Annotated in this window: 18 protein-coding genes; 11 read left to right on the forward strand and 7 right to left on the reverse strand. The window is 73.1% G+C overall.

Going from position 1 to position 17,953, the window contains the following annotated elements:
• Positions 1-330 precede the first annotated feature (330 nt).
• On the forward strand, positions 331-825 hold the full coding sequence (locus BTM25_RS24780; protein ID WP_103565435.1) for a DUF3145 domain-containing protein: 495 nt from the start codon (positions 331-333) through the stop codon (positions 823-825).
• A 51-nt stretch (positions 826-876) separates the two neighbouring features.
• On the opposite strand, the gene BTM25_RS24785 is transcribed toward BTM25_RS24780, so the two are convergent.
• The 6 genes from BTM25_RS24785 to BTM25_RS24810 form a co-directional block, all read right to left on the reverse strand.
• Positions 877-2,304: an acyl-CoA carboxylase subunit beta gene (locus tag BTM25_RS24785; protein WP_103565436.1), complete on the reverse strand. Its 1,428-nt coding sequence runs from the start codon at positions 2,302-2,304 to the stop codon at positions 877-879.
• Positions 2,305-2,345: 41 nt separating this feature from the next.
• Complete coding sequence (locus tag BTM25_RS24790; protein WP_103565437.1) at positions 2,346-3,650, reverse strand: beta-ketoacyl-[acyl-carrier-protein] synthase family protein; 1,305 nt, start codon at positions 3,648-3,650, stop codon at positions 2,346-2,348.
• An 89-nt stretch (positions 3,651-3,739) separates the two neighbouring features.
• Positions 3,740-3,997 (reverse strand): acyl carrier protein, encoded by a 258-nt coding sequence (locus BTM25_RS24795; protein ID WP_103565438.1) that lies wholly within the window; start codon positions 3,995-3,997, stop codon positions 3,740-3,742.
• A 38-nt stretch (positions 3,998-4,035) separates the two neighbouring features.
• Positions 4,036-5,004, reverse strand: coding sequence for a beta-ketoacyl-ACP synthase III (locus BTM25_RS24800; RefSeq protein ID WP_205648260.1), 969 nt, complete (start codon positions 5,002-5,004; stop codon positions 4,036-4,038).
• Positions 5,001-5,918, reverse strand: a complete 918-nt coding sequence (locus tag BTM25_RS24805) for an ACP S-malonyltransferase (protein ID WP_103565439.1) — start codon at positions 5,916-5,918, stop codon at positions 5,001-5,003. The genes BTM25_RS24800 and BTM25_RS24805 overlap by 4 nt, the downstream gene beginning before the upstream one ends.
• Positions 5,919-6,041: 123 nt before the next feature.
• A complete protein-coding gene (locus BTM25_RS24810) occupies positions 6,042-7,157 on the reverse strand; it encodes a PucR family transcriptional regulator (protein WP_407923411.1) in 1,116 nt (371 codons plus the stop codon).
• Positions 7,158-7,383: 226 nt separating this feature from the next.
• Here BTM25_RS24810 and BTM25_RS24815 point away from each other — a divergent pair, with 226 nt between their 5' ends.
• The 7 genes from BTM25_RS24815 (at position 7,384) to BTM25_RS24845 (ending at position 13,197) form a co-directional block, all read left to right on the forward strand.
• Entirely contained in the window at positions 7,384-7,785 is a 402-nt protein-coding gene (locus tag BTM25_RS24815; RefSeq protein ID WP_103565441.1) for a DUF6069 family protein, read from the forward strand.
• A gap of 17 nt (positions 7,786-7,802) precedes the next feature.
• Positions 7,803-8,150: a YciI family protein gene (locus tag BTM25_RS24820; RefSeq protein WP_103565442.1), complete on the forward strand. Its 348-nt coding sequence runs from the start codon at positions 7,803-7,805 to the stop codon at positions 8,148-8,150.
• Positions 8,141-9,343 (forward strand): RNA polymerase sigma factor, encoded by a 1,203-nt coding sequence (locus BTM25_RS24825; protein ID WP_235828636.1) that lies wholly within the window; start codon positions 8,141-8,143, stop codon positions 9,341-9,343. The genes BTM25_RS24820 and BTM25_RS24825 overlap by 10 nt, the downstream gene beginning before the upstream one ends.
• 120 nt (positions 9,344-9,463) lie before the next feature.
• Positions 9,464-10,972 (forward strand): glycosyltransferase family 39 protein, encoded by a 1,509-nt coding sequence (locus tag BTM25_RS24830; RefSeq protein ID WP_103565444.1) that lies wholly within the window; start codon positions 9,464-9,466, stop codon positions 10,970-10,972.
• A 52-nt stretch (positions 10,973-11,024) separates the two neighbouring features.
• Complete coding sequence (locus BTM25_RS24835) at positions 11,025-11,981, forward strand: alpha/beta fold hydrolase (RefSeq protein WP_103565445.1); 957 nt, start codon at positions 11,025-11,027, stop codon at positions 11,979-11,981.
• A 38-nt stretch (positions 11,982-12,019) separates the two neighbouring features.
• Positions 12,020-12,724 carry a helix-turn-helix transcriptional regulator gene (locus BTM25_RS24840; protein WP_103565446.1) on the forward strand — a complete coding sequence of 235 codons (705 nt, stop codon included), beginning with the start codon at positions 12,020-12,022 and terminating at the stop codon, positions 12,722-12,724.
• Positions 12,725-12,819: 95 nt separating this feature from the next.
• Positions 12,820-13,197, forward strand: a complete 378-nt coding sequence (locus BTM25_RS24845) for a VOC family protein (RefSeq protein ID WP_103565447.1) — start codon at positions 12,820-12,822, stop codon at positions 13,195-13,197.
• Between the two features lie 133 nt (positions 13,198-13,330).
• On the opposite strand, the gene aceE is transcribed toward BTM25_RS24845, so the two are convergent.
• On the reverse strand, positions 13,331-16,117 hold the full coding sequence (gene aceE / locus BTM25_RS24850) for a pyruvate dehydrogenase (acetyl-transferring), homodimeric type (RefSeq protein ID WP_103565448.1): 2,787 nt from the start codon (positions 16,115-16,117) through the stop codon (positions 13,331-13,333).
• 264 nt (positions 16,118-16,381) lie between these two features.
• Between aceE and BTM25_RS24855 the strand changes: the two genes are divergently transcribed.
• The 3 genes from BTM25_RS24855 (at position 16,382) to BTM25_RS24865 (ending at position 17,934) form a co-directional block, all read left to right on the forward strand.
• Positions 16,382-16,795, forward strand: coding sequence for a YjbQ family protein (locus BTM25_RS24855; protein ID WP_103565449.1), 414 nt, complete (start codon positions 16,382-16,384; stop codon positions 16,793-16,795).
• A 192-nt stretch (positions 16,796-16,987) separates the two neighbouring features.
• A complete protein-coding gene (locus BTM25_RS24860) occupies positions 16,988-17,416 on the forward strand; it encodes a DUF3052 domain-containing protein (RefSeq protein ID WP_103565450.1) in 429 nt (142 codons plus the stop codon).
• Between the two features lie 74 nt (positions 17,417-17,490).
• Entirely contained in the window at positions 17,491-17,934 is a 444-nt protein-coding gene (locus BTM25_RS24865) for a peroxiredoxin (protein ID WP_103565451.1), read from the forward strand.
• Positions 17,935-17,953 lie beyond the last annotated feature (19 nt).

Genomic DNA, 17,953 nt, shown 5'->3' on the forward strand with positions numbered 1-17,953 from the left:
GGGTCGTGGCCGAGTCTCGATGATTGGAATCCGGCCGGATGGGTACCGGGCGCAGGGCAATGGCCTGGAGGCCGCCCTTACGGCTCCCGCGTCGGCGCGGTGCTTTTCACCATGATCGTCATTTGGAAATGGGGATATCTACGAACATGCCGGTTGGCCGGGCGGAATGACGCCACGCGGATCGGAAGAAGGCGGCAAGGGTTCGGCAAACAGGGCTCGCGCAGTGGTGCGACCCGTGCCGATGATGCAGAATGAGCAACGCGGACGCCGCCCGTGGTGCGAACGAGGCCGTAGGGGAAGACGAGCCTCGGTACAGATCCAGGAGGTCCGGTGACCGCACGTGGCGTTTTCTACGTCCACTCCGCGCCACCTGCGCTGAGCCCGCACATCGAGTGGGCCGCCGCAGGTGTCCTCGGCGTGCCCGTGTCCCTTGAGTGGGCCGACCAGCCCGCCGCCCCCGGGACTCTGCGCGCCGAACTGCACTGGGAGGGGAAGCCGGGCACCGCCGCCGGGATCACCTCGGCCCTGCGCAACTGGAAACTCGCGCGCTTCGAGTGCACGGAGGACCCCACGCCGGGCTGCGACGGGGTCCGCTACAGCTTCACGCCGTCCCTCGGCGTCTTCACCGGCGTCATCGGCGCCAACGGCGACATCATGATCCCCGAGGACCGCCTGCGCTCGGTCATGGCCGGCGCCGCCCTCGGCAAGACGACCTTGGAGAGCGAGCTGGACCGCCTGCTCGGCACCCCCTGGGACAACGAACTGGAGCCCTTCCGCCGCGCGGGCGACGGCGCCCCCGTCCGCTGGCTCCACGCCGCCGTCTGACGCGAAAGGCCCGGCGGCCCCTGGACGGGGGCGGCCGGGCCTCGGGTCCGGTTACAGCGGGATGTTGCCGTGGGCGCCGCGGGCGGGGATCGCCTCGGCGATCGCGCGGGCGAGGGCGTGGCGGGTCGTGGCCGGGGTGATGACCTCGTCCACGACGCCGAGGGCGCGGGCGCGGTCGAGGCCGCCGGCGATCTTCTCGTGCTCGGCGGCGAGTTCGGCTTCGAGCGCCGGACGGTCCGCCTCGGGCACGGCCGCGATCTTGCGGCGGTGCAGGACGCGCACCGCCGCCAGGGCGCCCATGACGGCCAGTTCGGCGGTCGGCCAGGCGAAGACGCGGGTGGCGCCGAGCGAGCGGGAGTTCATCGCGATGTAGGCGCCGCCGTAGGCCTTGCGGGTCACCAGGGTCACGCGCGGGACGGTCGCCGCCGCGAACGCGTGCAGCAGTTTGGCGCCCCGCCGCACCACGCCCTCGTGCTCCTGGCCCACGCCGGGCAGGTAGCCGGGCACGTCGACCAGAACGACGAGCGGCACGCCGAACGCATCGCACATCCGGACGAACCGGGCGGCCTTCTCGGCGGACGTCGAGTCCAGGCAGCCGCCGAGGCGCAGCGGGTTGTTCGCGATGACGCCGACCGTCCGGCCGCCGAGGCGCCCGAGGGCCGTCACGATGTTCGGGGCCCACTTGGGGTGCAGCTCGACATAATCATCGGCCGCGTCGTCCACGATTCCGTGCACCAGCGGATGGACGCTGTAAGCACGCCGCGCACTCTCCGGCAAAAGGCCCGAGAAATCCCTTTCCTCCACGGACGAAAGGTGCACCCGGCCCTGGTGCCCGAGCAGCACCGCCAGCCGCCGGCCCCGCGCGATGGCCTCGGCGTCGTCGCGCGCCACCACGTGCACCACGCCGGACTTCCGCGAGTGCGGTTCGGGGCCGCCGAGGGACGCCATGTCGATGTCCTCGCCGGTGACCGAGCGCACCACGTCCGGCCCCGTCACGAAGATCTTGCCGCTCTCCGACAGCACCACGACGTCGGTGAGCGCGGGCCCGTAGGCCGCCCCGCCCGCCGCCGCACCGAGCACCACCGAGATCTGCGGGACGATCCCCGACGCCCGCGTCATCGCCGCGAACACCTGCCCGACCGCGTGCAGCGACTCCACGCCCTCGGCCAGCCGCGCGCCGCCCGAGTGCCAGAGCCCGACGATCGGCAGCCGTTCCCGGACGGCGTGGTCGTAGGCCGCGACGATCGCCGCGCAGCCCGCCGCCCCCATCGCGCCGCCCTGGATGCGCGGGTCGGACGCGAACGCCACGACCGGCAGGCCCTCGACCCGGCCGACGCCGGCGAGGGCGCCGCTGCCGTCGTCCTCGTCGCTCAGGGGCAGGAACGTCGCCTCGTCGAAGAGCACGGAGAGCCGGACCCGGGGGTGCCGGGGGTCGGACGCCGGTTCGTCCGGGACGACCCGGTTGTCGAGAACGGTCATAGCTGCTCCTTCAAAGGGCCGCGGCGGAGCGGGACCCCGCGTCAGACGGCGCGACGGAAGGCGACCGACACGTTGTGGCCGCCGAAACCGAACGAGTTGTTGAGTGCCGCGGCGGGGCCGGCCGGGATCGTCCGCGGCTCGCCGCACACGATGTCCAGGTCGACCTCGTCGTCCATGTCCTCCAGGTTCGCCGTGGGCGGGACGATCCCCTCCCGCAGCGACAGGATCGTGATCACCGACTCCAGCGCCCCGGCCCCGCCGAGCAGGTGCCCGGTCATGGACTTGGTCGCGGTGACGGTCAGCTTCTCGGCGACGGGCCCGAGCGCGGCCCGGATCGAGGCCAGTTCGGCGACGTCGCCCGCCGGGGTGGACGTGGCGTGCGCGTTGACGTGCACGATGTCCTCCGGGCGGAGCCCCGCGTCGTCGAGCGCGCGGAGCATGGCCTTGGCCTGCCCGCTGCCGCTCGGGTCGGGCAGGACGATGTCGTAGGCGTCGTTGGAGTAGCCGCAGCCCGCCGCGACGGCGTGGACCGTGGCGCCGCGCGCCCGCGCGTGCTCCTCCGACTCAAGGATCATGACGGCGGCGCCCTCGCCGAGGACGAAGCCGTCGCGGTTCTTGTCGTAGGGCCGCGACGCGCGCTGCGGCTCGTCGTTGCGGGTGGACATGGCGCGCATCGACCCGAACGACGCCATCTGCAGCGGGTGGATGCACGATTCGGTGCCGCCGCAGATCACGACGTCGGCGCGGCCGGCGCGGATCATGTCGATGGCGTAGCCGACGGCCTCGCCGCTGGACGCGCAGGCGCTGACGAGCGCGTGCGACCCGGCGGTGGCGCCGAACTCGATGCCGACGTGCCCGGACGCGCCGTTCGGCATCAGCATCGGGACGGTGAAGGGCGAGACGCGCGTCCAGCCCTTCTCCTTGTACACGTCGTAGCTGTTCAGGGCCGTGTGCAGGCCGCCGATGCCGCTGGAGACGACGACGCCGAGCCGGTCGCCGTCCACGACGAAGCCGTCGCCCGGCTCGGCCTCGGCGGCCTTGCCGGACTTGGCGCGCTTCACCGGCGGCGCGAACCCGGCGTGCTGCCAGGCCTCCCGCGCGGCGATCAGCGCGATGGCCTGGCTGCGGTCCAGGCGGCGGAGCTGAGCGCGCGGGATGCTCTCGGCGGGGTCCACGGCGAGTTGCGCCGCGAACCGCACGGGCAGTTCCTCGACGCCCTCCCAGTCCAGATTGCGCACCCCGGATTCACCGGCGAGCAGCGCAGACCAGGTCGACGGGACGTCGCCGCCGAGCGGTGTTGTCGCGCCGAGGCCGGTCACGACGACGGTGGTCGGGCTTTTGCTCATAGTTCAGTGCTCCTCGCAAACTGGGGGGGGAGAGAGGGTGCGCCGCCGGGCCGCGTGCCCGGGGGACCGGCGGCGCGCTCCCGCGTCGCTCAGCCCTGCTGCTGCAGGTTCTGGACGAAGTTGATGACGTCCTTGACCGTCTTCAGGTTGCGCAGCTCGTCGTCGGGGATCTCGACGCCGAACTGGTCCTGCGCGGCAACCGCGATCTCTACCATCGACAGCGAGTCGATGTCCAGGTCCTCGATGAAGTTCTTCTCCGGGGTGACCTCGGACTTGTCGATGCCGACGATCTCGTCGATGATCTCGGCGAGGCCGTCCAGGATGTCCTGTTCGGTGGCGATTGCCATCGGTTCTCCTTTAGTGGGTTGCGCAGGCGAAAGTCGGCCTACGGGATCTGGATGACTTGGGCAGCGTAGGCCAGCCCGGCGCCGAACCCGACCAGGAGGGCCGGGGCGCCGGACGGGACGTCGCCGCGTTCGAGCATGTGCGAAAGCGCGATCGGAATCGACGCTCCCGAGGTATTTCCCGAGTGGACGATGTCGTCGGCCACCACGGCGTTCACCGCCCCGACCCGCCGCGCGATGGCCTCGATGATCCGCAGGTTGGCCTGGTGCGGGACGAGCGCGGCGAGGTCCTCGGGCCGCACCCCGGCGCGTTCGCAGGCGGCGAGCGCGACGGGCGCGACGGCGGTGGTGGCCCAGCGGAAGACCGCCTGGCCCTCCTGCCGGATGCTCCCGGCCCGCCCGGTGATCGTGATCTTGTCGGCCTGGCCGCCGTCGCTGCCCCACGCCACCGGCCCGACGCCGGGTTCGGCGGCGGCGCCGACGACCGCAGCGCCCGCGCCGTCGGCGAAGATGATGCAGGTCGACCGGTCGGTCCAGTCGAGCCACTGCGACATCTTCTCGGCGCCGATGACGAGGACGTTGCGGGCCGTCCCGGTGCGGACGGCCGCGTCGGCGGACGCGAGCGCGTAGCAGAAGCCCGCGCAGGCGGCGTTGAGGTCGTAGGCGCCGGGGGCGGCGATGCCGAGGCGGTGCGCGATGCTCGCGGCGTGCGCGGGCATCGGCGACTCGGCCGAGCAGGTCGCGACGATGACGAGGTCGATGTCGCCGGGCGTGAGGCCGCTGGCGGCGATGGCCTTGCCGCCGGCGTGGACGCCCATGTCGATGATCGTCTCGTCCGGGGCGGCGATGCGGCGCTCCACGATGCCGACGCGGCTGCGGATCCAGGCGTCGTCGGTGTCGACGGTCTCCGCCAGCTCGTCGTTGGTGACGATCCGGGCGGGCTGGTAGTCGCCGAACCCGAGCACCTGCGAGCCGGGCACCAGGGCGTTGGTCCTCAGGCCGCCGGTCATGCCGTGTGCGCCTTGATCAGCTCGCGGGCCTGCGCCAGGTCGGCGGGGGTCTTGAGGGCGAGCGTCTCGACGCCCTTCAGCTCCCGCTTGGCGATGCCGACGAGCGTCCCGGCGGGCGGCAGCTCGATGATCGCGGTGACGCCGAGGTCGCGCATCGTGGCCATGCACGCGTCCCACCGGACGGGCGCGCTGACCTGCTCGGCGAGCCGGGTGAGGTACTCGCGGCCGGACGCGACGGCCGCGCCGTCCCGGTTGGACAGCAGCGTGATCGCCGGGTCCGCGACGCGGACGCCGGGCGCGAGGCGCCGCAGCGTCGCGACGGCCGGGGCCATGTGCTCGGTGTGGAACGCTCCGGCGACGGACAGCTTGCGCAGCCGCGCCTTGGCGGGCGGGTCGTCGGCGAGCGCCTGGAGCTGGAGCAGCGTCCCGGCGGCGACGACCTGCCCGGCCGCGTTGACGTTCGCGGGGGTCAGCCCGTGCCGGTCGAGCACGGCCAGGACGTCATCGGGGTCGCCGCCGAGCACGGCCGTCATGCCGGTCTCGGTGACGGCGGCGGCGTCGGCCATCGCCCGGCCGCGCTCGCGGACGAGCACCAGCGCCGCCTCGGGCGACAGCACCCCCGCGACGGCGGCGGCGGCCAGTTCGCCCACGCTGTGCCCGGCGACGGCGTCCGGACGGTCGGAGCCGTCGTACAGGGTCTCGAACGCGGCCAGCGCGGCGCTGACCAGCAGCGGCTGCGCGACGGCGGTGTCGCGGATCTCCTCGGCGTCGGCCTCGGTGCCGTACCGGACCAGGTCCAGCCCCGTCACGGCCGACCACCAGCCGAGGCGGTCGGCGACGCCGGGGACTTCCAGCCAGGGGGTCAGGAATCCGGGGGTCTGGGCGCCCTGTCCGGGCGCGGCGAGGAGGATCACAGCGACAACCCTCCCCTGTGCACCGCCCCGGTGCCGATGCCGCCGCCCACGAAGTTTCGTCACGCGGGTTTGTACAACCCCTACAGTTTCCGTCCGCGCGGCCGACCTGCGGGGACGCCCGCGTCAGGCCGTCCGGGCGCCGAACCGGCCGAGGACGAGCGCGATGCGCAGCGTGAACGCGTTGCGCCCGTCGGCGGGGGCGAGGCCCGTCAGCTCGGTCACCCGGCGCAGGCGGTACCGGACGGTATTGGGGTGGACGAACAACAGCCGCGCCGTCGCCTCCAGCGACGACCCCTGCTCCAGGTAGGTCGTCAGCGTGTCCAGGAGGGGGGCTCCGGCGGAGAGCATCGGCGTGTAGACCTCGTCCACGAGATAGGCGCGGGCGGCGTCGTCGCCGTCGAGGGCGCGCTCGGGCAGCAGGTCGTGGGCGTGGACGGGACGCGGCGCGTCCGGCCACCCCGCCGCCGCCCGCAGCCCCGCCATCGCGGCCCGCGCCGACAGCGTGGACTCGTAGAGATCGGCGACCGACGGCCCGACGACGACCGGCCCGGGCCCGCACTTCGCCGAGATGATCTTGGCGGCGCTCATCGGGTCGGCCGCGCCGCCGACGATCACCACGACCCGGCGGCCCTGCACCCCGGCGAGGACGTCCACCCGGGCGCGGCGGGCGGCGAGCTGCATCTGGTCGATGGTGACCTCGGGGTCCTCGTCCTCGGGGGTCTGCCCGGCGACGACCGTGACGGGCTTGGACGTCCAGCCGAGCGCCGCCGCCCACGAGTGCATCCCGTCGTCCACCTCGCCGCGCAGCACGGCGTTGACGACGAGCGCTTCGAGCCGGGCGTCCCAGGCCGCACGGGTCTCGGCGGCCTGCGCGTAGACCTGGGCGGCGCCGAACGCGACGTCGCGGGTGTAGCGCAGGATCGCCTCGCGGAGCTGGGCGGCGCCGCCGGGGGCCGCGAGGTCGTCCAGCCGGGTCTCCACCACGTCGATGATCACGCGGACCATGTCGATCGTGTGGCGCAGCTTGATCGACCGGAGCAGTTCGCGGGGCGCGGTGCCGAACACCTCGCCCGCGATGGCGGGCCGCGTCTGCTCGCCGTTCTTGAAGTACTCCACGAACGCGGCGATCCCGGCCTGCGCGACCAGGCCGATCCAGGACCGCTGGTCGGCGGGCATCCGCCGGAACCAGGGGAGCTGGTCCTCCATGCTCGCGAGGGCGGCCGTGCCGAACGTGCCCATCGCCTTCTCCAGGCGCTCGGTCGTCCGGGCGCGGATGAGGTCGAGATCGTCGCCGTTGTCCACGCCCCCAGAGTGCCACCCCGGACGTGATGGACTGACCAGCGGCGTTGGCCGCCGAAGATCTTCGGAAAGTTTTTCGGCGATGATGTCGATCGGCGTCGAGCCCGTTCGTAGCAAGGGTGAGAGACCGGGAAGGCCCGGTCGCCGCACCCGCCGGAGGCACACCATGTCCGTCACCACCCTCACCGCCGCCCCCGCCAAGTCCCTGGTCCTCGGCGGCCTCGCCGCCACGGCCGCCGCGTCCGTCGCGACCGCCGTCGTCGCGGCGGTGGGCTCGGCCGCCGGGATCAGCCTGGAGATCGGCGGCAAGCCGATCCCGGTGCCCGGCTTCGCGATGCTGACCGCCGTCTTCTCGGTGATCGGCCTGGCGCTCGCGCTGGTGCTGGCGCGCACCGTCCGCCGGCCGCGCGCGGTGTTCGTCCGCACCACGGTCGCGCTCACCGTCCTGTCGCTCGTGCCGGACGTGCTGGCGGACGCGTCCGCGAGCACCAAGGCGCTGCTCATGCTCACCCACCTGGTCGCCGCCGCGATCGTGATCCCGGCCGTCGCCCGCCGCCTGTCCGCCTGACCCGAAGGAGAAACGAGATGAAGACGTATCTGCTCGCCGTCCAGTTCGACGAGACCACCGAGTGGTCCGAGGGGGAGATGGAGGCGCAGCGAGCGCAGGTGGCCAAGGTCAACGAGGAGATGGCCGGGACGTGGGTGTTCCTCGGCGGGCTGCTGCCCTCGCACGCCTCGACGGTCGTCCGGCCCGCCGGCGGCGCGGTCACGATGACCGACGGCCCGTTCGCCGAGACCAAGGAACAGCTCGGCGGGTTCTGGGTGATCCGCTGCGACGACCTCGACCAGGCGCTGGCCTGGGCGGAGAAGTGCGCGCTGGCCTGCGGGGCGGCGATCGAGGTCCGCCCCTTCGAAGACGCGCAGTGGGTCTAGCGCGCATGGAGCTGGACGGCGTCTTCCGGGCCGAGTACGGCCGGTGCGTCGCGACGCTGACGCGCTTCCTCGGCGACATCGGGCTCGCCGAGGAAGCGGTCCAGGACGCGTTCGCCACCGCCCTGGAGAAATGGGACGAGCCGCCGCCCAACCCCGGCGCGTGGATCGTCACCACCGCCCGCAACCGCGCGATCGACCGGCTGCGCCGCGAGTCCACCCGCGAGGCCCGCCACGCGCAGGCCCTCCTGCTCCAGCAACCCGACGAACCCGAGGACGTGGGACCGGTGCGCGACGACCAGCTCCGCATGATCTTCACCTGCTGCCACCCGGCGCTGGCGCCGTCCGCGCAGGCCGCGCTCACGCTGCGGCTGCTCGGCGGGCTGGAGACGGCCGAGATCGCGCGGGCCTACCTGGTGCCGGAGGCGACGGTCGCGCAGCGGATCGTCCGGGCGAAGAAGAAGATCCGCGACGCCGGGATCCCGTACCGGGTGCCGGGCGCCGCCGAACTCCCCGACCGGCTGCCGCCCGTGCTGACCGTCCTCTACCTGGTGTTCAACGAGGGCTACACGGCCACGTCGGGCGAGCTGGTCCGGACGGACCTGTGCCGCGAGGCCGTCCGCCTCGCCCGCGCGCTCGCCGACCTGATGCCCGACGAGCCCGAGGTCATCGGCCTGCTGGCCCTGCTCCTGCTCACCGAGGCGCGCCGTCCCGCCCGCGTCGGCCCGGACGGCGACCTGGTCGTCCTCGGCGAACAGGACCGCTCGCTCTGGGACCGCGCCCTCATCGCCGAGGGCCACGAACTGGTGCGCCGCTGCCTGCGGCGGGGCCAGCCGGGGCCGTACCAGTTGCAGGCCGCGATCAACGCCGTCCACACCGACGGGACGGCCACCGACTGGACGCAGGTCCTCGCACTCTACGACCAGCTCCTCCACCACGTCCCGACCCCGGTCGTGGCGCTGAACCGCGCGGTCGCCGTCGCCGAGGTCCACGGCCCGGCGGCGGCGCTGGCGGCCATCGAGGACCTCGACCTGCCGGGCTACCACCTGCTGCCCGCCGCCCGCGCCGACCTGCTCGCCCGTCTCGGCCGCACCGCCGACGCCGTCGCGGCCTACGACGAGGCGATCGCCCTGGCCACCAACGCCACCGAGCGGACGTTCCTGGAGACCCGCCGCGCCCGCCTCGCCGGGAGTTGAACAGGCGGCCGACGCCGCGTGAACACGTGAGCGCGCGGGGCGGGGACGGCCCGTTCCGCGTCCCGCCGCCCCTACTCTCGGCGTGATCATCGGGCGGACGCCGCGAACGGGGAGGAAGGCATGACGTCGACCACCGGCGAGCGGGTCGCCGCCGCCCGCGGCGGCCGGCTGGTCCCGGCGGTGGCCGGCGCCGTCGCGTTCGGCGTCGGTATGTGGCGGATCGGTACGCCCACCTACTGGCGGGACGAGTCCGTCAGCGTCGTGGTCGGACGGTCCGGGTTGGCCGGGATCCGCGCGTTCACCGCGCACGTCGACGCCGTCCACGTGCTCTACTACCTGCTCGTCCATCTCGTGACGGAGTTCGGCGGCGGCGAGGCGGTCACCCGGGCGCCCTCGGCGGTCGGCGCGGCGCTGGCGGCGGCCGGGATCGCCGCCATCGGCCGGCGCCTCCACTCGGCGCGGGCGGGCCTCTACGGGGGCCTGCTGTACGGCCTGCTGCCGATCACGAGCCGGTACGCGCAGGAGACGCGTCAGTACGCGCTGGTCAGCGCCGGTGCCGTCCTCGCCTCCTTCCTGTTGCTCCGCGCCCTGGACCGGCCGGACGCCAAGGCCGGGCGGTACGCCGCCTACGCCGCGTCGTTGGGCCTGCTCGGCTGGCTCCACCTGTACGCCCTCTTCCTGCTCCCGGCGCACGCCGTCACCGCGCTCGCCTGGCGGCACCCGGCGCGGCGGGGTCGCCATCTCGCCGCCTGGGGGCTCGCCGCCGCGGGCGCGGTGACGGCCGTCCTGCCCCTCGCGCTCGTCGCCCGGACGCAGGAGGGCACGCAGGTGGCTTGGCTGCGTCGCCCCGGCTTCGGTGCGGGCTACGACTTCGGGCTGGCGGTGACGGGCGGCGGACGTGTCGTCCTGCTCGTCCTGATGCTCCTGGTCATGGCGGGCGCGGTGCGGCTATCGACCGGCGACCGCCGCAACGCCGGAGCCCTGGCCGTCCCGTGGCTGGTCGTGCCGTTCGCGGCGGCGTGGACGATCTCGCAGGTCCACCCCGTCTACCACGAGCGCTACGTCCTGTACTGCGTGTGCGCGTTCGCCCTGCTGGCCGGTGCGGGGCTGGCGGCGCTGACCGAACGGCTCCTCGCCGGACGGGCCATGATCGCGGCGGCCGTCGTCATCGCGGGCCTCGCAGTGGCCGTTCTCCCCGCCCAACTCGCCCAGCGCGAGCCCGGCAGCCGCCCGGACGACCTCCGCGCGCTCGCCGCCGTCCTGCGCGGCCGGTCCCGGCCCGGGGACGCCGTGCTCTACGTCCCCGCCGAGCGGAAAGCGTTCGTGACCGTCTACGCCGACGCCTTCGCCCGGCTCGACGCGGCCCCGTTCCTCGACCACGGGAACGACCGGCCGCCCGCCCGGTTCCGGGCCGCGCTCGGCTCCCGGTCGCGCGTCTGGGTCGTCGAGGCGCCCCCGCCGGGCCACCGCTACCGGACGCCCACGGCCGTCCGCAACCTGGCGGCCCTGCGCGCCGACCGCCGCTTCGTCCGCGCCGGGCCGTGGAAGTTCGGCGGGGTCAGCCTCAGCCTCTTCACCCGCCGGGCGCCGTCGGGACGCGCCACCGCGGGGTCGTCCGGACGCCGCTGAAGCCGTTTACGCGCGTCATGCCCGCGTAGCGTCCCTCGGTTAGCGTGGGCCGATGACCGAGATCACGCATCGCGTCGTCCGTTCGGCGAGCGGCCTGGACATGCACGTCGCCGAGGCGGGCGACGGGCCGCTCGTCCTGCTCCTGCACGGCTTCCCCGAGTGCTGGTACTCCTGGCGGCACCAGCTCACCGCCCTGGCCGAGGCCGGGTACCACGCCGTCGCCCCCGACCAGCGCGGCTACGCCCGCACCGGCGGCCCGGCCGACGTCGCCGCCTACTCTTTGCTCCACCTCGCCGGGGACGCCCTCGGGCTGATCGGCGCGCTCGGCGCCGACACCGCCGTCGTCGCCGGGCACGACTGGGGCGCGCCGGTCGCGTGGGCCGCCGCGCAGTTCCGGCCCGACCTCGTCCGGGGCGTCGTCGGGCTGTCGGTGCCGCACTACCCGCGTCCGTCCCGGCCGCCGCTGGAGTCGCTGCGCGCGCTCGCCGGGGACGGCTTCTACATGCTCCGCTTCCAGGAGCCCGGCGTGCCCGACGCCGCGTTCGCCGAAGACCGCGAATCGACGTTCCGGCGCGTGCTGTGGGCGCTGTCGGGGGACGCGGAGCCGTTCGTCCCGATCATCCCCGAAGGTAAAAGTTTCCTCGACGTCTGCCCGGAGCCGGAGACGCAGCCGTCCTGGTTCACCGCCGACGACGTGCGCGTCTTCGCCGACGAGTACGCCGAGACGGGCTTCACCGGCCCCCTCAACTGGTACCGCAACCTGGACCGGAACTGGGAGCTGACCGCCGCCTGGCAGCGCGCCCCGATCACCCCGCCCGCCGTGTACGTCGCCGGGGACCGCGACATGGTCGTCACCGCGCCCGGCGCGCTCCAGGCGATCGAGCGGATGCGCCGCGACGTCCCCGCCCTGCGCGACCCGATCCTGCTCCCCGGCTGCGGCCACTGGACGCAGCAGGAACGCCCCGCCGAGGTCTCCGCCGCCATGATCGACTTCCTCGGGTCGCTCTGACGCGGGAAATGTCACCGCCCCGGCGTACGGTCGGCGGGGTGAACCGCACCGACCGGCTGTACGCCCTCGTGGAGGAGCTGCGGGCCCGCGCGCCGCGCCGCGTCACCGCCCGCGAGCTGGCCGACCTGTACGAGGTCAGCGCCCGCACCATCGAGCGCGACATCGGCGCGCTCCAGCAGGCGGGCGTCCCGATCTACGCCGACGTCGGCCGCACCGGCGGCTACACCGTCGATCCGAGCCGCACGCTGCCGCCGCTGAACTTCACGCCCGCCGAGGCCGTGGCGGTCGCGATCACGCTCGCCCGCGCGGACGGGTCGCCCTACTCCCGGGCGGCCCGCACCGCGCTCAACAAGATCGTCACGGCCATGTCGGCGGGCGACGGCGCCGCCGCCCGCGACCTCGCGGCCCGCATCCACTTCTTCGCCCGGCCGGACGCCGACGTCCCCGCGTCCGTCCCGGCCGTGCTGGAGGAGGCGATGACGGCCCGCCGCGTCGTCCGGCTGGCCTACGCCGACGCGGGCGGGACGGTCACCGACCGCGACGTCGAACCCGTCGCGTTCACCGCCGGAGCCCGCGTCTGGTACCTCATCGGCTGGTGCCGGCTGCGCGGCGCGGCCCGCGTGTTCCGCATCGACCGCGTCCGCCGGGCCGTCCTGCTCGAAGAGGTCGCGCCCGAGCGCAGCCTCGGCGACCTGGACGTCGGGCCGCCCAACATGGTCGCCCGGTCCCTCGAACTGGCCTGAAAATTCCTCCGGAAACACCGACAGGGGGTTGTCGCGGGGTAGGCGCAGGATCGTTCACACCGGCGACCGGCCGGTCCTGCGAGAGGAGCGAGACCATGAGCGCGACGGCCTACAACTCGGTGGCGTGGTTCGAGATCGGCACCGACCGTCCCGCCGAAGTCCGGAAGTTCTTCGGCGAGCTGTTCGACTGGACGTTCGCGATCGGCCCCGAGGGCGAGATGTCCTACCAGGAGATCACCGCGCCCGGCGCGGACGCCCCGAGCGGCGGCATCTTCCCGAACGGCGGCGCGAGCCCCGACTACGCGGTCTTCTACGTGGTCGTCCAGGACGTCGCCGCCACCGTGGCGCGCGCCCAGGAACTCGGCGGCAAGGTGATCGTCCCGCGCACCGAGGCCGGCAACGGCCTGGTGTTCGCCCACCTCGCCGACAGCGCGGGCCACCACTTCGGGGTGTTCACGCCGCCCGCCGTCTGAGCCCGCACGGGTCCGCACCCGGCGCACCGACGCCGGCTGCGCGCCCCTGCGCACGAGAAGGGCCGGTGTCCCCCTCGGACACCGGCCCTTCCGCGCGAGGTCGCGGCCTACACCGCCGCGACCGCCCGCCGGATCACGCCTCGCCGCCGGTGTTGCTCTCCGGGCTGCCGACGCCGCCCGCGAACACCGCGCTGACCGGCGCGTCCAGCTTGTACTTGGCGATGGCCGCCTGGAGCACCTCGTGCTTGACCTCGCCCTGGCCCGCCAGCCGGCTCAGGACCGCCAGCACGATCGACGCCGCGTCCACGTGGAAGTACCGGCGCGCGGCGGCGCGGGTGTCGGAGATCCCGAACCCGTCGGTGCCGAGCGAGGTGTAGTCCCCGGGGACCCACGGCGCGATCTGGTCCGGCACGGCCCGCATGAAGTCCGACACCGCCACGATCGGCCCGGCGACGTCGCCGAGCGCGCTCGTCAGGTACGGGACGCGCTGCTCCTCGTCGGGGTGCAGGAGGTTCCACTCCTCGCACGCCCGCGCCTCCCGGGCCAGCTCGTTCCACGACGTCGCCGACCACACGTCCGCGCTGACGCCCCAGTCCGCGGCGAGCATCCGCTGCGCCTCGACCGCCCACCGCCCGGCCACGCCGGACGCCAGGATCTGCGCCTTCGGGGCCGTCCCGTTGCCCTCCACCGCCGGGCCGCGCCCGAACAGGTAGAGGCCCCTGAGCAGGCCGTCCACGTCCAGGTCTTCGGGCGCGACGGGCTGCTGGTACGGCTCGTTGTAGACGGTCAGGTAGTAGAAGACGTTCTCGCCGTCGGGGTGCTCGTCCGACGTGCCGTACATGCGGCGCAGGGCGTCCTGCGTGATGTAGGACAGCTCGTACGCCCACATCGGGTCGTAGTGGACGCACGCCGGGTTCGTCGCGGCCAGCAGCGGCGAGTGCCCGTCGGCGTGCTGGAGGCCCTCGCCGGTCAGCGTGGTGCGGCCCGCCGTCGCGCCGAGCAGGAACCCGCGGCCCATCTGGTCGCCGAGCGCCCACATCTGGTCGCCGGTCCGCTGGAACCCGAACATCGAGTAGAAGATGTAGACCGGGATCATGTGGACGCCGTGCGTCGCGTAGGCCGTGCCCGCCGCGATCGTCGACGCCATCGAACCGGCCTCGCTGATGCCCTCGTGCAGCATCTGCCCCTGCTCGGACTCCTTGTAGGAGAGCAGCAGCTTGCGGTCCACGGCCTCGTAGGTCTGGCCGTGCGGTGAGTAGATCTTGGACGTGGGGAACAGCGAGTCCATGCCGAACGTCCGGTACTCGTCCGGAGCGATCGGGACGAAGTGCGCGCCGATCTCCTTGTCCTTGATCAGGTCCTTCAGCAGCCGGACGAACGCCATCGTCGTCGCCACGTTCTGCTTGCCCGACCCCTTGCGCAGTTCCGCGTACACCGGGTCGCCGGGCAGCTTCAGCGGCTTGGCCCGCACGACGCGGCGCGGCAGGAACCCGCCGAGCGCCGCGCGCCGCTCCCGCATGTACTGGATCTCGTCGGAGTCCTCGCCCGGGTGGAAGTACGGCGGCAGGTCGCCCTCCAGCGCCGAGTCCGGGATGTCCAGGTAAAGCCGGTCCCGGAACTCCTTCAGCTCGGCCTTGGTGAGCTTCTTCATCTGGTGCGTGGCGTTGCGGGCCTCGAAGTCGGTGCCGAGCGTCCAGCCCTTGATCGTGTGGGCGAGGATCACCGTCGGCTGGCCCACGTGCTCACGGGCCGACTTGAACGCCGCGTAGACCTTGCGGTAGTCGTGGCCGCCGCGCGACAGCTTGCGCAGCTCGTCGTCGGACAGGTCCTGGACGATCCTGCGCAGGCGCGGGTCGTCCCCGAAGAACTTGTCCCGGATGTACGCGCCGGACTCGACGGTGAACGTCTGGAACTGGCCGTCGGGCGTGGTGTTCATCTTGTTGACGAGCACGCCGTCGGCGTCCTGGGCGAGCAGCGGGTCCCAGTCGCGGCCCCACACCACCTTGATGACGTTCCAGCCCGCGCCCCGGAAGAACGACTCCAGCTCCTGGATGATCTTTCCGTTGCCGCGCACCGGGCCGTCGAGCTGCTGGAGGTTGCAGTTGACCACGAAGGTCAGGTTGTCCAGCTCCTCGCGCGCGGCCAGGCCGATCGCGCCGAGCGACTCGGGCTCGCCCATCTCGCCGTCGCCGAGGAACGCCCAGACGTGCGAGCGGGACGTGTCCTTGATCTTCCGGTTGTACAGGTAGCGGTTGAACCGCGCCTGGTACACCGAGTCGATCGCGGTGAGCCCCATCGAGACGGTCGGGAACTCCCAGAAGTCCGGCATGAGCCGGGGGTGCGGGTAGGACGAGAGCCCGCCGCCCGGGTGCGACATCTCCTGGCGGAAGCCGTCCAGCCGCTCCTCCGGGAGCCGTCCCTCCAGGAACGCGCGGGCGTAGATGCCCGGCGCGGCGTGGCCCTGGATGAACACCTGGTCGCCGGACTCGCCGTGGTCCTTGCCGCGGAAGAAGTGGTTGAAGCCCACCTCGTACAGCGACGCGGCCGAGGCGTAGGTCGCGATGTGCCCGCCGACGCCGAGGTTCGGGCGGTTGGCCCGGGACACCATGATCGCGGCGTTCCACCGGATGTAGGCGCGGACCCGCCGCTCGATGTGCTCGTCGCCGGGGAACCAGGGTTCCTCCTCCGGCGGGATGGTGTTGATGAAGTCGGTGCTGCGCAGGCCGGGCACGCCGACCTGCTGCTCCCGCGCGCGCTCCAAGAGGCGGAGCATGACGTAGCGCGCCCTGCTGCGCCCCTCGGTCTTGATGACCGTGTCCAGTGACTCCAACCACTCCCGGGTCTCGTCCGGGTTGATGTCGGGCAACTGGGTGGGCAGGCCGTCGCTGATGATCGAAAAGCGTTGACGTCCGGAAGCCACGGGATCCCCTCTGTGCTTACCGTTTCTGCTGGTGGGCCCCCTGCCCCCGGAGCGGGGGAGTGAAGCCCGGAACGACTGTTGGTCGCAGTGGTTCGTGATCCATCGTCGCCGTTCGTGGCGGCTAACGCATCTCTACCAACCGGTAACCATTCTCCCCGGTCAGCAGGGGTGGGAGCACCGCCGGGGTCCCGATTCGTCCCGACTTGCGAGGTGGACGCGTCGCACGGGACGGAACGGGTAGACCGGACATGATGGAGGGGCACTGTGGAGAGCACTGTCATCGAGGTGACCACGGGCGGCACGGAGACCGTCCACGACATCACCTCCGCGTGCGCGCGCTTCGCGGCGGACGCGTCCGGCGGCGGGGACGGGCTGCTGCACGTCTTCGTCCCGCACGCGACGGCGGGGATCGCGCTCATCGAGCTGGGCGCGGGCAGCGACGACGACCTGCTGGCCGCCCTCGGGGACCTGCTGCCCGCCGACGACCGGTGGCGGCACGCCCACGGCTCGCGCGGACACGGCCGCTCGCACGTGATGCCGGCGTTCGTCGCGCCCTATGCGACGATTCCCGTCCTGGGGGGCCGTCCGGCCCTCGGGACATGGCAGTCCGTCGCGCTGGTCGACCTGAACGTCGACAATCGCGACCGGAGCGTCCGGTTGTCGTTCCTCGCGGGATGAGCACGGGTTGTTACGCTCCGTGGGTACCCGGTCACCGCGATTCCGGTGATCGGCCAATGAGGGCGCCAAAAGCCGGGAAGACACTTGCGCGACGGCTCCACCTTGTGTGGACTGTCCCGCAAACGCCGCGTCGGCGGCCGGTGGTCGAGAACCGCCGGAACGGCGCGGGCTGACGACAAGGGGAGGACTTTCGTGAGCGCGACCGCGGGCCAGGCGCAGTCTGAGCGCAGCCTGGCCGAACGGCTCGGCCTCAAGGCCGGCCAGGTGGTGCAGGAGATCGGCTTCGACGACGACGTGGCCGAGGAGCTGCGCAGCTCCGTCGAGGCCGTCACCGGCGGCGACCTGGTCGACGAGGACTACGACGACGTCGTGGACATCGTCCTGCTCTGGTGGCGGGACGAGGACGGCGACCTCTTCGAGGCCCTCACCGACGCGATGGTGGCGCTGGACGGCGGCGGCCAGATCTGGCTGCTGACCCCCAAGGCGGGCCGGGACGGGCACGTCGAGCCGAGCGACATCGGCGAGGCCGCCCAGACCGCCGGTCTCTCGCAGACCAGCAGCATCAGCGCGGCGGGGGAGTGGTCGGGCACCCGGCTCGTCGCCCCGAAGGTGCGCAAGTAGGACGCGGGCGGGTCCCGGCGGCCGTCACGCCCGGAACGGGTGGCAGACTGGCCGGGACCTGACCTGGAGGATCCGTGGCCGTCGAGATCGGCGCCGTCGCGCCGGACTTCACGCTGGACGACCAGCACGGCGCGCCGGTCCGGCTGTCCGACGTCCGCGCGCCCGTGCTCCTGGTGTTCTATCCGCTGGCGTTCAGCGGGGTGTGCACCGGGGAACTGCGTACCCTGCGGGACGCGTCGCCGTCGCTGGAGGCCCGGATTCTGGCCGTCTCGGTGGACTCGATGTTCGCGTTGCGCGCCTGGTCGGACCAGGAGCGCTTCCCGTTCCCGCTGCTGTCGGACTTCTGGCCGCACGGGGACGTCGCGCGCCGCTACGGCGTGTTCGACGCCGACCGGGGGGTGGCCACGCGGGCGACGTTCGTCCTCGACTCTTCCGGCGTTGTGCGGTGGAAGGTCGAGAACGTCCTGCCCGATGCGCGCCGCCTGTCCGACTACCGCTCGGCGCTCGCCGCCCTGTGAGCGGGAACCGCCGGGGCGC

The sequence above is a fragment of the Actinomadura rubteroloni genome, from assembly GCF_002911665.1.
GTDB classification, from domain to species: Bacteria; Actinomycetota; Actinomycetes; order Streptosporangiales; family Streptosporangiaceae; genus Spirillospora; species Spirillospora rubteroloni.